General features: G+C 49.5%; 14 protein-coding genes. 6 read left to right on the plus strand and 8 right to left on the minus strand.

Translation table 11 applies throughout. From position 1 onward, the window contains the following. Positions 1-39 precede the first annotated feature (39 nt). The 3 genes from BFO_RS08795 to ppk1 all read left to right on the plus strand — a co-directional run bounded on the left by BFO_RS08795 (position 40) and on the right by ppk1 (position 3,458). Entirely contained in the window at positions 40-903 is an 864-nt protein-coding gene (locus BFO_RS08795; protein WP_014225338.1) for an SDH family Clp fold serine proteinase, read from the plus strand. A 10-nt stretch (positions 904-913) separates the two neighbouring features. Further along, on the plus strand, positions 914-1,120 hold the full coding sequence (locus BFO_RS08800) for a hypothetical protein (protein ID WP_014225339.1): 207 nt from the start codon (positions 914-916) through the stop codon (positions 1,118-1,120). A 298-nt stretch (positions 1,121-1,418) separates the two neighbouring features. Then, positions 1,419-3,458, plus strand: a complete 2,040-nt coding sequence (ppk1, locus tag BFO_RS08805) for a polyphosphate kinase 1 (RefSeq protein ID WP_014225340.1) — start codon at positions 1,419-1,421, stop codon at positions 3,456-3,458. Here the strand turns inward: ppk1 and BFO_RS08810 are convergent. Both BFO_RS08810 and BFO_RS08815 read right to left on the minus strand, forming a co-directional pair. Continuing rightward, positions 3,455-4,801, minus strand: coding sequence for a methyltransferase RsmF C-terminal domain-like protein (locus tag BFO_RS08810; protein WP_014225341.1), 1,347 nt, complete (start codon positions 4,799-4,801; stop codon positions 3,455-3,457). The genes ppk1 and BFO_RS08810 overlap by 4 nt on opposite strands. Before the next feature lie 48 nt (positions 4,802-4,849). Further along, on the minus strand, positions 4,850-6,673 hold the full coding sequence (locus BFO_RS08815) for an LTA synthase family protein (protein ID WP_014225342.1): 1,824 nt from the start codon (positions 6,671-6,673) through the stop codon (positions 4,850-4,852). A gap of 147 nt (positions 6,674-6,820) precedes the next feature. Here BFO_RS08815 and BFO_RS08820 point away from each other — a divergent pair, with 147 nt between their 5' ends. Beyond that, positions 6,821-7,411: an FKBP-type peptidyl-prolyl cis-trans isomerase gene (locus BFO_RS08820; protein WP_041590824.1), complete on the plus strand. Its 591-nt coding sequence runs from the start codon at positions 6,821-6,823 to the stop codon at positions 7,409-7,411. An 18-nt stretch (positions 7,412-7,429) separates the two neighbouring features. Next, positions 7,430-8,518: a chorismate synthase gene (gene aroC, locus BFO_RS08825; protein WP_014225344.1), complete on the plus strand. Its 1,089-nt coding sequence runs from the start codon at positions 7,430-7,432 to the stop codon at positions 8,516-8,518. On the opposite strand, the gene BFO_RS08830 is transcribed toward aroC, so the two are convergent. After that, the gene (locus BFO_RS08830) at positions 8,495-9,928 is read right to left on the minus strand and encodes a S41 family peptidase (protein ID WP_014225345.1); all 1,434 of its coding nucleotides are present in this window, start codon (positions 9,926-9,928) and stop codon (positions 8,495-8,497) included. The genes aroC and BFO_RS08830 overlap by 24 nt on opposite strands. A gap of 134 nt (positions 9,929-10,062) precedes the next feature. Next, positions 10,063-10,305 carry a DUF4834 family protein gene (locus BFO_RS08835; protein WP_014225346.1) on the minus strand — a complete coding sequence of 81 codons (243 nt, stop codon included), beginning with the start codon at positions 10,303-10,305 and terminating at the stop codon, positions 10,063-10,065. Between the two features lie 125 nt (positions 10,306-10,430). Here BFO_RS08835 and BFO_RS08840 point away from each other — a divergent pair, with 125 nt between their 5' ends. Next, the gene (locus BFO_RS08840; RefSeq protein ID WP_014225347.1) at positions 10,431-11,471 is read left to right on the plus strand and encodes a 6-bladed beta-propeller; all 1,041 of its coding nucleotides are present in this window, start codon (positions 10,431-10,433) and stop codon (positions 11,469-11,471) included. Between the two features lie 42 nt (positions 11,472-11,513). On the opposite strand, the gene rseP is transcribed toward BFO_RS08840, so the two are convergent. From rseP to rimM, 4 genes are all read right to left on the minus strand, one after another. Next, positions 11,514-12,833, minus strand: a complete 1,320-nt coding sequence (gene rseP / locus BFO_RS08845) for an RIP metalloprotease RseP (protein ID WP_014225348.1) — start codon at positions 12,831-12,833, stop codon at positions 11,514-11,516. Between the two features lie 99 nt (positions 12,834-12,932). Beyond that, positions 12,933-14,087: a 1-deoxy-D-xylulose-5-phosphate reductoisomerase gene (locus tag BFO_RS08850; RefSeq protein ID WP_014225350.1), complete on the minus strand. Its 1,155-nt coding sequence runs from the start codon at positions 14,085-14,087 to the stop codon at positions 12,933-12,935. A 6-nt stretch (positions 14,088-14,093) separates the two neighbouring features. Further along, on the minus strand, positions 14,094-14,972 hold the full coding sequence (locus BFO_RS08855; RefSeq protein ID WP_014225351.1) for a M23 family metallopeptidase: 879 nt from the start codon (positions 14,970-14,972) through the stop codon (positions 14,094-14,096). 4 nt (positions 14,973-14,976) lie between these two features. After that, positions 14,977-15,498 carry a ribosome maturation factor RimM gene (rimM, locus tag BFO_RS08860; RefSeq protein ID WP_041591246.1) on the minus strand — a complete coding sequence of 174 codons (522 nt, stop codon included), beginning with the start codon at positions 15,496-15,498 and terminating at the stop codon, positions 14,977-14,979. Between the last annotated feature and the right edge of the window lie 100 nt (positions 15,499-15,598).

Consider the following 15,598-nt stretch of genomic DNA (forward strand, 5'->3'; position numbering starts at 1 on the left):
CTTAAAAAGATAATAAGAATTACATTTGTAATATAAATTATGAGGCAGATATTTGATGAGACAATAAAAGAGACTCTGAATCTTAGGCTTAGGGATTTGGAGAAATATTTTGAAGCTGATGTAATTTTTTATTACGGTGAAATTCACCCTGCATTAGAAAAAGCATTTAGAGATTTTATAGAACAACTCAAGAAGGACAAGGAGTTTAACAGGGATAGGCTTGTTGTCCTTTTAAACACGCCTGGCGGTAGTGCTGAAACTGTTGAGAAAATGGTCTCTGTAATAAGGTTTCACTATAAAGAAGTATATTTTGTCGTTCCAGATTATGCAATGTCTGCAGGGACAATTTTATGCATGTCGGGCGATAAAATATTTATGGATTATTCTTCATCACTTGGACCTATTGATCCACAAGTTTACAATGGAAAAAATTGGGTTCCTGCATTGGGATACTTAGATAAAGTGGAAGAATTAATACAGAAATCAAGAAATCGTGAATTGACAGAAGCAGAATTCATGATATTGCAAAAAATAGACTTAGCAGAGCTTCGTAGTTATGAAATGGCAAGGAGTTTAACTATCAATTTGTTGAAAGAGTGGATCGTGAAATATAAATTTAAAGATTGGAACAAGCATAGTTCGAATGGAAAGACTGTTTTATTAGAAGAAAAACAAAAACGTGCAGAAGAGATAGCACGTGATTTAAGCAACAATAGTATTTGGCATTCACATGGTCGTTCCATAGGTATAGACACATTAACAAGTTCTCTTAAGTTAAAAATAGAAGACTACTCAAGAGATGATGAGTTAAGAGAATTAATAAGAAATTATAATGATTTAATTTGCGAATATATACTAAGGATAGGTAATAAAGCGTTTGTACATTCAAGAGTGTTCTTTTAAACTTACAATTATGAAAACTGAAAAAATATTGACAGAAGAATTGAAAGAGGTAATGACAAAAGAAAAAAAACATTTTACTGAACAGAGTGGGGATTTGTCTGAAATCTATGCTAAGTTGTCAAAAATTGGCATAGACATAAAATCTACTTATTCACTTCCTTTGAAAGACACCATTGGTAAGGTTTTCAGAGAGCAAATTCAGTTTAAAAACTCGTAAATAAAGGAGGAGCACCACAACAGAAGTTGAGCGTAATAACTAGATACAATGCATTATTGTATAGAAGATTTGTGGTAAGTCCAATGTAATTCTTTGTTTTTTTATGAATTACAAATTAGTGCAAAGTTGATTTTCGTTTTTACAAAAAATGCTATGGCGAAGTTTGGGTTAATAAGGACCCATTGCCTTAAAATAGGATGAAGTTTTACGTCTTGTCCGGTTGAAATCCGGGGGATGAGCAGCGGTTAGTCGTTCGGAAATTGGGAAATTCAAAATTATCGTGTAGCTTTGTCCTGTGATGGAAGAGACAGGATATCGCTATTTTAAACGTGACGTCAGTTGGCTGTCGTTTAATTATCGGGTATTACTCGAGGCCTCAGACGAAACGCTTCCAATCTATGAACGGATTCGTTTCCTGTCCATCTATGCGTCGAATTTAGAAGAGTTTTACGAAATCCGGGTGGCCGAACATCGTGGTACGATTATGAAGGGGATTTTTACGGCCGGAGACGTAGGACTGGCGGAAGAAACGCTGAGCGAGATTACGGATGAGGTCAACCGTCAGCAGCAAGCCTTCTACCGGATTTTCAACGAAAGAATCCTGCCTGAGTTACGTCGGCAAAAGATCTGCCTCTATCAGAGTGAAGAGCCGGAGCCGTTTCATCGCGAGTTTGTCCGCAATTATTTTAACGAGGAAATTTTTCCGTATCTCTCTCCCGTAACGATTCATGCCGGTTTCCGCACTTTTATTCGTGACCGGCGTCTATATCTGATCACCCGCATCATCCGGAAAGAGACGGGGGAATCGCTTTACGTACTTATTAAAGTGCCGCATTCCAAGGTGTCGCGTTTTATTGCCTTGCCTCCGCATAAGGGCATGCACTATTTCATGTTTATCGACGATGTGATCCGTTACAACCTGCCCAGCATTTTTCCCGGCTATGAATTGGACGGATGCTACAGCATCAAAATTTCGCGCGATGCCGATATTTACGTCGAAGAGGAGACGTCGCAGACTATTGTACAGGCCATACGCCGTAAGGTGGGGAAGCGCAAGATCGGAGCTTTGAGTCGTTTTATGTACGACCGTGCCATGCCGCGCGATTTTCTGGCGTATATTTGCGAGGCTTTCGATATCGCTGATGATGATCTTGTTGTCGGTGGCCGTTATATGAATCTTCAGGATATGAGCAAACTGCCGAATCCTGTCGGTCAGGGGCTCGAACAGCAGATTCCGTCGCCCATGCGCGTGCCGTATCTCGAAGAGGCGGCGTCGATGTTTGGCGCCGTAAAAGCACGTGACGTATTGCTGTATTTCCCTTATCAGTCGTTCGACTATCTGCTTCGTTTCCTGATGGAAGCGGCGTTCGATCCGGATGTGGAGGAGATCAAGATCACGCAGTACCGCGTAGCCGAAAACTCGGCGGTGATTCATTCGCTGATCAGTGCCGCGCAAAACGGAAAGAAGGTGACGGTGTTCGTCGAGCTGAAAGCGCGTTTCGATGAAGAGAACAACATGAGTACGGCCGAAAAGATGAAAAAAGCCGGCATCAAAATCATTTACAGTATTCCGGGACTCAAGGTTCATGCGAAGGTGGCTGTCATTCTGCGTAAAGGAGAAGCGACGGATTTTGCCTATGTGAGTACCGGCAATTTTAACGAGAAAACGGCGAAAATCTACGCCGACATGGCTTTGCTGACATGCAACAAGGCGATTGTCGACGATATCAACCGGGTCTTTTCCGTGCTGGAAGGGACGCTTCAGGAGCCGCAATTTAGTTGTTTGCTTGTCGCGCGTTTCAACATGGTGCCGGAACTGATTCGTATGATTCGTCGCGAGACGGAACATGTGAAAGCCGGCAGGAAGGGTCGAATTGTTTTGAAAATGAATGGTCTGCACGACCGGAGAATGATCGACGAGCTGTATCGTGCCGGTTCGGCGGGTGTAGAGATCGACCTGTTGGTGCGCGGTATCTGCTGTCTGGTGCCCGACCAGCCGTATAGTCCGAATATCCGTGTGACGCGGATTGTAGACATGTTTCTCGAACATGCGCGTATCTGGTATTTTTATAACGATGGGGCGGAAGATCTGTATCTTACCTCGTCGGACTGGATGAACCGTAACCTGAATCGTCGCATCGAGACGGCTGCTCCCGTGCTGTCGCCATCCGTCAAACGTGAAATGATCGACATCCTGCATATCCAGTTGCAGGATAACGTCAAGGCTTGCCATATCGATGCGCAGTTACGGAATGTCTTCGTTCGTAACGACGCGCCGCCCATACGTGCCCAGCAGGCTATTTACGACTACATCAAAGCAAAGACCGAGGGCTGTTAGCCGTTCTTCTTACGTATCCGCCACTCGTTGGGATAAAGATTGTTGGCACGTGTACCGAGGTTTTTCACAAAGCCCAGCGGGACATCCCGGTAGGATATTAGCGTAAAACCGCGCGGTACCTCGCCGGGCAGCGTGAGTGCTTCGTTTTGCAGGTAGCGGATGGCCTCTTCGTGCGATACGTCGACATATACGAAAGCATCGCGCCTTATTGCCGTGCTGAACGCCAACGCCGGTGACGGAAGTACGTCTTTCCCTTTGACTTCGCCGATCGTTACGCCGGCCGACAGGACGTGCAATTGTTCGCCGAGAAGCTGTACCGTTTCCCGATAGGCTGACGGTATGCCTCGTACCATATCCCCGATTCGTTCGAAATGATAGGCTTCCGGTTCCGTAAGCCATTCTTTCGCCTGCGCAGGGATCGGTTGTGGAATGTGTTTCTGTCTAAGTTTACGACGGGTAGCATGTTCTTTCCCGCCCGGCTTGCGCAGTACGGCCAGACAGAACCCTTCGCCCTTTGTGCGGTGCGGGAAAAAGCGATAGAGGGGAAGTGTGCCGGACAAAGCCCCGCAGACGCCCCACTCGGAAGGTACGTCAAGAGGTACGGTTTCCGCTCCGAAAGTTTCGGCGATGTATGCGATGTTTTCCTCGTTTTCTTCCGTGTTGAATGTGCACGTGCTGTAAATCAGCAGTCCGCCGGGTTTCAGTGCGTCCCACACGTCGTGGATGATCCTCCGCTGACGGGCGGCACAGTGCCGGACATTCGCGACACTCCATTCCTCGCGACCGGCAGGGTCTTTGCGAAACATCCCTTCGCCCGAACAGGGCATATCAGCCACGATCAGGTCGAACAGTTCGCGTAGAGCGCCGAAATCTTTCGGGTCGTTATTCGTTACGACGCAGTCCGGTATTCCCCATTTCGTGATGTTTTCGGCCAGGATGCGGCTTCGGCTTCGGATCACTTCATTTCCGACCAGCAGGCTGCCTGCCGGCAATACGCTCAGCAGATGGGTCGATTTGCCGCCGGGAGCGGCACAGAGGTCGAGCGTGCGGGCAGGGGAGGAGAGGAGCTGTCTGACAGCTTCTCCGACGAACATCGAGGCAGCCTCCTGCACATAATATGTGCCGGCGTGAAACAACGGGTCGAATGTAAAGGATGGACGTTCGCGTAGGTAGTACCCCTGTTCACACCACGGCACCCGCTCTCCGTCGACGGCCTCGAATTTCTTCGACGGGTTCAGGCGGATGCTTACGGGCGGATTCGTTTGCAGCGCCTGTTCAAGCAGATCATATTCGTCATCGAGTAACCGGCGGGTACGTGTTGTAAATTCGGAAGGAAGTATCATATTGCTTTAAGTGCTGAAACAAGGTTGAAAAGTACGTATCTTTGAGGTTCAACGCGCAAAATAGTCGTAACGGATGATCGCGTCGGAGACTTTCCATGCGTCTTTGAGATGCCGGATTTCCTTTTCCGATACGTGACCGGTTTCACCGTAAATATTTCCCTGTGCATCGATAGCTATTCGTTTGTTATTCGTATCGATGATGCTTAAACCTAATCCCTGCCATGCGTAATCGGCCAGTCCCAGGAGTTGCAGCAGGGTCGGATAGATATCGATCTGTCCCATCACCTGTTCGTAACGCATCCCTTTCGGAGCGTTGAGGATGATGAGCGGTACCATCGGATCTTCGGAAACAAGTCCGTGTCCTCCTTCGCTTGCACACCATTCGCTTCGCATATCGACAAGTCCTTCATGATCGCCGGTGATGACAATGAGCGTATGTTCGTAGATACCGTCAGTCCGTAACTGCTCAACAAACTGTCCGAGTGCGCGGTCGGTATAGTTCGCCGTCATCATGTAATCACGCATCCGCGGAGGGAAGCGGTCGGAGAATGTGACTTGTCGCAACCGTTCGGGCAGGACGAAAGGGAAATGTCCGGAGTACGTGACACATTGCAGCAGCATCTGTCCGTTGTCGTCCCACACTTTTCTGCGACGTATCTTATCGGCTATCTGGCGCATCAGTGCCCCGTCGCCGATCTGTGGCCGGTAACGCGGGCCTACCGGTTCCTCGTTCACAAAGTCGGCTTTCGAGAGCAGGCCGTCGTAACCGAAAGCCGGTTCGATAACGCTCTGGTTCCAGACCATCGGCTTATCGCCGGTCAAGGTATACGCCTTGGCCGAACTCCCGTATTTCTGCTTCATCGCCCTGGCCAGCGAGGGATAGGTGGAATGAGGATATTTCAGGCTGTAGACACCGTTATCTATGGGTAACAGCCCTGTATTCACCATCAGCTGGGCATCGATTGAACGTCCGCCTTTTACCTGCGATACGACGTATGGAGCGTAAATGGTGGTCGAGTCTTTCAGCAGGCGATTCAGACAAGGGGTCAGCTCCTGCCCCTCGACCGTCTGCTCCAGCACCCAGCTTTCGAGCGACTCGGCAAGGATCACGATGCAATGTGTGCGGGTCGTCGTATCGGTGGGAGCGCTCATCGGCGGGTGTTGCCTGAGCCAATCCTCGATGTGTATGCCGACTTCAGGCGTATAAGTTTCCGCATCTCGCATGTAATCATAACAAATGGAACCGAATACGGTGTACATAGGGGTTCCGCACGTATGCGTATAAGAGTCCTGCAATGCTTCGTAAACTTTTTTGAAACCGCCTTGCAGCCAAAGCGTACTTCCGGCAATGAGTACAAACCCTCCCGTGAGTAATGCGTAGACACGTATCTCTTTCATGCCTCGGGACAAGGTGGCAGGACATTTCATTCTCCTTCGCGCGATGGCGGCTGCTACGGTCGACAGCGGAAACACAAGATCGGTTATTCTGAACGATCCCCATACGCTGTCCGTAAAATCTTTCAGGTTGCCTACGAGCCAGTAACTGTCCAGCGGAATCGCCGTGTAATATGTTCGGAAATACATCAGGTTACAGACGAGCAGTATATCGAGCAGTATGGCTGTGAACCAGGTTGTCCGCTCCATACGCCAGACTACGAGAGGAAACAGCAGGATCAGCATGGCCAGCGCCGCGTAGAGGTACGTTTCCGGCGATGAAAACGGCCGGAAGGTTGAAAGCAGGCACCAGCAGAAATCAAACCACAGGAATTTGAAAAACAGCAGTCCTCCCAAAAGGTAAAGCAAAGCATGCTGCCCTTTGACGGAAGGGGAAGAGGATGACGATAACTTACGGATCACACGATGCTCACTCATTGGGTATGCCTGATTTCAGTCTATGTTTTTAGAAACACGCAAAAGTACGAATAATTAATGAATATAATGAATGATATGATATCCGTTTGCCTTTTCCCTCAAATCTTTCTACCTTTGCCGCTTCACGATAAATTAACGAACAAAACAATGAGAATTTCAAAGAATAAATTTGTAGCAGTGACCTACGACCTCAATGTAGGAGAAGGCAGCGAGCGCGAACTGATGGAACGCGCCACTAAAGAAAACCCCTTAAAGTTCATTTTCGGAACCGGGATGATGCTGAAAGACTTTGAAGATCATTTGAGCGGTCTGGCAGGAGGGGATACATTCGACTTTTCGCTTACCCCCGAGCAGGCATACGGCGAACGAAACGAGGATCATGTGATGGAATTGCCGAAACATATCTTCGAGATTGACGGCAAATTTGACAGCGAGCATATCAAAGAAGGCGAAACCGTACCGATGATGAGTTCGGACGGAAATCGTATGAATGGCTCCGTGCTGGAAGTGAAGGACGATATCGTCGTGATGGATTTCAATCATCCGCTGGCCGGTGAAATGCTTCATTTCAGTGGTGAGGTTATTGATGTGCATGATCCTACTGAGGAGGAAATTACAGAGCTGAATCGGTTGATGAGCGGTGGCTGCGGCGGATGCTGTGATTGTGGAGACGACGCGTGTGGCGGCCATGAGCACGGGAACGGCGACTGCTGTGGCGGCGGGTGTCATTGTGGATAACGGTAGAACCTGCCCGACGTGAATACTTTCGGAACATACTATCGGCTGACCTCGTTCGGTGAATCGCACGGTGCGGCTATCGGCGGCGTCATTGACGGCTGTCCGGCAGGTGTGGCGCTCGACGTGGATTTTATCCGGCGTGAATTGAGCCGTCGCCGTCCGGGGCAGTCGGCGCTCACCACCCCACGCAACGAAACCGATACGGTCGAGTTTCTTTCGGGGATTTACGAAGGAAAGACGACGGGGGCGCCGCTCGGCTTTATCGTTCAAAACAAAGACCAACATCCGGCCGACTACGATGAGATGAAGAACGTTTTTCGTCCGTCGCATGCCGATTATACGTATCAGACGAAATATGGGATTCGCGATCCGCACGGAGGCGGCCGGAGTTCTGCCCGGACAACGATCGCGCAATGTGTGGCCGGGGCTGTCGCCAAGCTCATTCTGCGACACTGGGGAGTTGCGATACAGGCTTATACTTCGCAGGTGGGGCATATACGTCTGGAAGGAAGTTACAAGGAGTATGACCTGAACCTGACGGAGAACAATGCCGTGCGTTGCCCCGACGTCGGGAAAGCGGCCGAGATGGAGGCGCTTATTCGTAAGGTAAAAGCCGACGGCGATACGGTGGGAGGAATTATCACATGCGTGATCACGGGCGTTCCGGCAGGTCTTGGCGAGCCGGTTTTCGGTAAGCTTCATGCGGCGCTCGGTGCGGCGATGCTCAGCATCAATGCCGTCAAGGGCTTTGATTACGGCGACGGCTTCGATGGCGCTTTTTATCGCGGTTCGGAGCATAACGATCTTTTCTTTAACGATAATGGAAAAGTGAGTACGCGCACGAATTACTCGGGGGGCATACAGGGAGGGATTTCCAACGGGCAGGATATCTATTTCCGTGTGGCGTTCAAAGCCGTGTCTACCGTTTTACGCCCGCAGACTACCGTCGATACGGATTATAACGAAACGATACTGGAAGCAAAAGGACGCCACGATCCGTGCGTCCTTCCGCGTGCCGTTCCCATCGTTGAAGCGATGGCGGCGATGACTGTACTCGATTACCGGTTAGCGGCAAACGCCCGGTCATTCAGCCAAGGGGGAGTTTAAGAGTTCCATCCCCGATGGCAGGGTCGAGATCATTTTTTCGTTCAATGCCCGGCGGTCTTCTACCGGCAAAATCGTATAAGGAGGAATCTGTTCCTGCGAACGCGCTTTCACCATGGGTTGGCCTGTAATCAACGAAACCGCTTTACCGAATAAAAGGTCGCGCTCATCTCCGAAGGGGTAGAGTGCGTGGTAATTTTCCTTTTCTGCATGCTTGGGTACGATACCGTTTATAAACTCATCGTTGTTGATGTTGGCAAATCGGTATACCATCATATAAATTCCCCAGTCTTTGATATCATTGACTTTTCCTTTGCCCCACAAATCTTCGGGGTTCACCAGGATGCCTCCACAGAATTTACCGCTTGTCGTATCGCCGATCTGTACCAGATCGAGGTAAGGATGGAGGCCGGTAATCGTCGATTCCGAGGCCGATGCCGTGCGTCGTGTCGTCAAGACGTACAGACGGCTGAGGTTCATATTGACGGATAGCGTATCAATGAAATATTCAGTAATCCGGTTTTCCATCTTTTTCTCTTTCCAGAGTTTCATATACTTGTCGTTCCAGACCTGCGACAACAGCTTCGACTTCTTCTTCACCGCCGATTGCGGGCCGAGTATGCTGCAAAGGAGGCGTGAGGTACGTGCCGTTCCGCCGCCGTTGTAGCGAAGGTCGAGTACTACGTCGGTAACTCCTTGTGTCTTGAATTTCGAGAATATTTCGAGCAGACGAGGCTCCGAATCCATCGTGTAGTCCGCATAGCAGAGATACCCGATTTTATGCGCGCCTTTTACGATGACGGAATCTTTCAGAATCGGGTCTTCATACATCTTTACCGCTTTCATCGAAATATCGGCCGGCTCGGTGCTTATCTTTCCGTCTACCAGAACTCCTTTTTTTACGGAGATAGAAGAGGCATAGTAGAGATTCCGGTAGTTCGTTTCTGTGATGTCTCCACCGTTTAATCCTACCAGAAAATCGCCGCGCTTGATACCAGCCTTCTCGGCCGGCGTGTTCGGATAAACGAATAGCACAATAGCGAACAAAGCGTTTTTGTTTGAAAACCTGCCAAAAATCAGTTGATAACCGAATGTAGTCGAAACACCCTGAAACGCATTTTGGAGTTCTGATACGCGGTCTGTCAACATCGACCAGCGGTCGTGCTTATGACGTATTTTCTTAAAAAGCTGCTGCGAGTTTGCTTCGGTTTTGTAATCAATTGCATCCCAATTTACCGTCTTGGTCCATAAATAAGCGTCCGACATCATATCGACAATGAAATGATTCACCCGCTGGGTCTTTGTTTCCTCGTCGATGATGCCTTTCCCTTTGTCCGAGCATGCACTTACTATGCAGAGCCACCCGATGCTCCATACTGTTATCCCATATTTCCACTCTCTCTTTTTCATCATGCAATCGTAGTTTAAAATTGATACGGATATTCTGTTTTTTCGGTCGTAATCGTCTCAACAATCAGCGACGAAACGAGGCAAAGGTAAGAAAATGTATCGGGAATGCAATATCCTCTTTATTTCCAATCAACGCCTTATTTTATTTCTTCGTAATCGACGTATTCGCCTTCATCCTCCGCAATGACTTTTTTTCGAGTAGGCGTTCGAGAGGCCGAAGCTTGATCGGATCGACGAGAAGAGGAGGCCGTGTGACGTTTGGCATGCGTAGCGTTTGAAGGGCCGAAGAAAAAAGACTTCACTGTACGTATGATAGAGAATCCTGCCAGCAGAAATAGCAAGACGGCAAAAAAGACGATAAAGAAAAAAATCTTGAACATAGTCAGGTCTGTATTTATATTTTAAAGATACAAATCTATCGAATAAATTTGAATTATGAAAACATAAGGAAGAAATCCATACTAAGTTCTTTCGGTTTTCGTTATTACTTTAAATAAATCGTACGATGAAGATAGCATATTGGGTGGTGTTTTTGGGGATTGCTTCGTGTGTGAATCGGAGTGTTGTATCGGTAGAGGAAACGGCCGAAGCCTCTCTTTCCGAGATTGCGGAACATGTGGTAGCCATTCCGCTGGAGACGAATGAACGATGCCGGATGGGGCCGGTAGATGCGGTGAAACGTGCCGGGAGCGAATTCTTTATGCTCAGCAACCGGATGCTTTATCGTTTCGATCGTACAGGGCGGTTTCTCAGTCGCATCGCTTCGGACAGGGATGGCCGATGTTCAGCGATCCGCGATTTCGCGGTAGATACGCAACGCAGGCAGGTCGTGGCCATCGATACATGTGGGCATGCGCTGTTCTTCACATACGATGGGACGCTGGTCCGTCGCAAAGCTCTTGCCGAAAAGCCGTGGCAAAGTCTGCTGAAGATCGCGTATCACGACGGACACTTTTGGGCAACCGCCGAGCAATGCGCTACCTCGGCATCGGGCGGGGAGAGGAAGATCGAGAAATGGCTCTACCGGCTCGATGTGTCGTTCGACGTGGTGAACGGAACACCTTTGTACGACGTCGATTTAAAACGTTTTCACCTGAGCAGTCATTTTGATCCTGAACTGTGCGTATCTCCACACGGGCTGTATGCCTACACCGCTTCGTATGAGCCGGAAAAGCTGCTGGCCGACACGCTAGCCCTGATCGATGGCAATAGGCTGGAAAAGATATTACATGCCTCGACCGACCATCCCGTCCCCATGCTTCCGTTTCGCATCGGACAACGTTTTCTGATGGCATCAAACGGAAAAAACGGAGACGAAAGCCGCTATTTCTATTGCTACGACCAGCTTGAACAGCGCGCGTTTTGCTTGAAAAACGGCTTTACGGACGATTTCTATCAAACAGGCCATCTGCCCGACCTGCAGGCGCTCGATGTGTATGGCAGCGAGTTCTGCTATTGTCGTTCGGGGCAAGCCGTCTCTCGCTTATGCCCCGAACGCGCGGCAACAGATAATCCGGTGTTATTCGTGGTGCGCCTGAAAGCATGAAAAGCATCGTTTCCCTTGCTTGCGCACATCTTCTTTCTCGTGTTAACGGAAGAAGTAGCGGAAGATATCGTTGCCGTTGGCGTAAATAAGCAGTCCGAAGAGAAGGATCATCCCGGCAATCTGCGCGTATTCGAGAAATTTTTCGTTCGGTTTGCGTCTCGCCACCACCTCGTAGATCAGGAACATGATATGTCCGCCGTCCAGTGCGGGGATGGGAAGAATGTTCATAAATGCCAGGATGATGCTCAGGAAAGCCGTTTGCATCCAGAACACCTGCCAGTCCCATTCGGCAGGGAAAAGGCTGCCGAGCGTCCCGAAGCCACCGATCGAAGAAGCGCCTTCTTTCGTAAAGACATATTTCATATCGCTCACATAACCTCTCAGCGTCGTGATGCCGAGGTTTACCCCTGCCGGGAACGACGAAAAGAAGCCGTACCTTACCGTTGTCATCTCATAAAGCGAAGCCGGCATTTTCATCAGAACGCCGATGCGACCGAGCGAATCGACCGGTACGGTCAGCGCCACCTCTGCACCGTCACGAACGACGCCGATGCGGACCGTCTGTCCGCGATAAGCATACAATGCCTCTCTTGCTTCGAACGACATGACCGTCAGAGAATCACCGACCGACACGATACGGTCGCCCGCCAGTACTCCGGCCTCCTTCGCCGACGAAGCCATCACCTCTTCGATGACCATCGGGTAGCGATAGTTCGCAAACGTATCTTTATTCCGAAGCAGCCGTTGCATCATATCGGCCGGGATGGCGATCGTCACCTCCTGACCTTCGCGGAGCACGGTGACCGACTGCGCATTGACGATCTGACGGACGCTGTGTCCGTTGAGACGTTGCAGTTCTTCGCCGTCGGCGCGAAGAAGAATATCGCCGTCTTTGAAACCTATGTCCTTGAACGTCGCGCTGTAATACATGCCGTCCGTCGCGTTCTTGAGCGGCAAGTACGTGTCTCCCCACGTGAAAAGCACCATCGAATAGATGAAAAGCGCCAGCAGGAAGTTGAACAGTACGCCGCCGACCATGATCAGCAGGCGCTGTGCTGCCGACTTGGAGCGGAATTCCCACGGTTGCGGCGGCTGCGCCATCTGTTCCTTGTCCATCGACTCGTCGATCATCCCTGCGATTTTGCAATATCCGCCGAGCGGCAACCACCCGAGGCCATACTCCGTATCGCTGTTCTTAGGTTTAAATTTGAAGATCGAGAACCACGGGTCGAAAAAGAGGTAAAACTTGTCGACACGTACTTTGAAGAGCCGTGCAAAAAGAAAATGCCCGAACTCATGTACTAATACGAGAATCGATAAACTTAGAATCAGCTGTAAGGCCTTGATCAAAAATATTTCCATAAAGTCTGTTCCTTATTTGTTTGTTTATTGTTTGTTCAATCGATATCGGCAGGCAGACACAGAAGTTTCTACCCCGACTTTTTTACCTGCCTGACATTTTTACCTGTTTAAAAATTCCGCTGCGATCCGTCGCGCTTCGGCATCGGTTTGTACATAGTCGTCGTATGTCGGCCGGGCAACGAATATTGCTTTTTCCATTGTTCGGGCGATCACGTCGCTCATTTGCAGGAATCCTGCCCGGTCTTCGAGGAAAGCGGAAACGGCTATTTCGTTGGCCGCGTTGAGGATGCACGGCATGTTACCTCCCTTACGGATGGCCTCGAAGGCGTACGCCAGATTACGGAAACGTTCCATATCGGGTTCTTCGAACGTGAGCGAGGCATATTGCCGGAAGTCTAATCGTGGAGCAGCGGTTTTCAGCCGCTTCGGATACGACAGTGCGTACGCGATGGGCAACTTCATGTCGGGCAGTCCTAACTGCGCCAGTACCGCACCGTCTTCGAACTGTACCATCGAATGAACGATCGACTGCGGATGTACTACGATCTCGATCTGCTCGGGCAGAAGATCGAACAGCCATCGTGCCTCGATCATCTCGAAGCCTTTGTTCATCATCGAGGCCGAGTCGATCGTGACTTTCGCCCCCATGTTCCAATTGGGATGACGGAGCGCCTGCTCCTTCGTGACTGTCGCCAGCTCATCCGGCGTTTTCGTGCGGAACGGACCTCCGGAAGCCGTCAGCCATATTTTTTCCACCGAATTGTTCCACGTTCCGGAGAGGCATTGGAAAATGGCCGAATGTTCGGAATCGACCGGAAGGATGGGGGCATTGTTCTCTTTGGCCAGTGTTGTGATCAGTTCGCCCGCGACAACGAGGGTTTCCTTGTTGGCCAGTGCAATTGCTTTTCCGGCTTCAAGGGCAGCGATGGTCGGACGCAAACCTGCATACCCCACCAGCGCCGTGAGTACCATATCAATCGGCTCCATCCGTACGATTTGCGCAATGGCGTCGGCACCTGCCCACACCTTCACGGGTAAATCGGCAAGCGCCTCTTTTAATTCGAGATAGTGTTGTTCGTTGGCAATCACGACGACTTCGGGCATGAAACGACGTGCCTGACGAATCAGGAGATCGACTTGATGATGGGCGGTAAGCGCATAGGCTTCGAACATGTCGGGATGCTCTTCAATCACTTCCAATGCCTGCGTTCCGATGGAACCGGTCGAACCCAATATGGCGATTTTTCTCTTCATCTTTAATTAAAATGCAATGTATTCTTCCGGATTGACCGAAGTTCCTTGATGCCACAACTCGAAATGCAAGTGAGGTCCGGTAGACAGCTCGCCCGTATTACCGACCAGTGCAATCGCTTCACCGGCTACGACATGCTCTCCGATCTCTTTCAAGAGGGCGTGGTTATGTTTGTAGACGGATAGGAATCCGTTCCGGTGCTGCAATGTGATCACATTCCCCAATTCGGTGTCGTAACCCGTGTAAATTACGGTACCATCGAGCGTAGCGAGTACGCTTTCCTTTGGGCCGGCTACGAGGTCTACTCCGTAGTGGCGGTTCTCCAGATCGTAATGTGCGGAGATGGTGCCGTTCACAGGCTTATAGAAAAAGACATTGTCTGTCAACCTCGGCCCGTCATTCAATGTAGTCAGGTTGTATTTTTCCTCCTGTTCGTAGTTTTGGACGAACGCTTCTTCCGTTTTCGAACGGGGAATATCGTAATTGGCTTTGATAAATGCGGCCGAATCTGTGGCGTGAACCGAATCAATGGTCATTGTTCCGCTCATGATGGCCGTAACATTTCTCAGGTAGAGCGACTGTTTCTTTAATACGGCATCTAACGAATCGGCGCGTATCGCGCTCTGCACGATCGCTTGGCGTACCTCGGCGTCCAAATAACCGGGCAAGTAGTTCCGTATGGGGGTTGTGATGATGATTAACGAGGTGATTGTGATCATGAAAAGCGCAAAGACGCAGACGGCCGAGAAAAACCACAATTGCGATACCCGACAATTCCATACTTCTTCGAGCGTCGATTCGTTAATGAAAGATAGCTTATATTTAAAACGAACCCTCTTCCAAAACGATTTCTTCTTGTTTTTCAGTTCTTTTTTTTTCTTGCTCATAACGTTAATTCAAATCTAAAATCCCTTCCGGCAACGATACAGTCATACGCCTGCCTGGCTCGTCGATGGAACAAATTATTTCCGGGGCTATCGGGATCAATCGTTCTTCGCCTTGGTCATCGACACGAAACACAATATTGGCGGTGGATTCATCTACATTCGTTACCGTCCCGATTCCCCCCAACATTTCGTCGGTCATCATGTAACCGATGAAACGCGTCCATGGTTCGTTGTCATCCTCTTCCGGCAATGCATCGGCCGGATAATAAACTGTTCGGTTGGCAAACTTCTTCGCCGTGGTTTCATCGTTTATTCTCTCCAGCTTCACGAACAGAGAGGAAGTATTCTTCGACCGGAACGATTCCACATAAAACGGCACCCATATACCGTCCATCTCACAAACCACATACGGATCGTCTGCGTTTTCAAATAGCCTGCTGTAATTTGTGACAAACGTCAGTTCGCCTTTAATGCCATGCGGCTTGGTAAACTGCCCGATCATTGCGAGGTTTTCTTTTCGTATCATCTCCAATTCCATTCGTTAAACTCTCGTAATGCAAGCGCCAAGCCTGTTTATTCGTTTGTCGATTGCCTCATACCTCCGATCAATCTGTTCGATATTGCCG

It is taken from the genome of Tannerella forsythia 92A2, assembly GCF_000238215.1.
Classification (GTDB): Bacteria; Bacteroidota; Bacteroidia; order Bacteroidales; family Tannerellaceae; genus Tannerella; species Tannerella forsythia.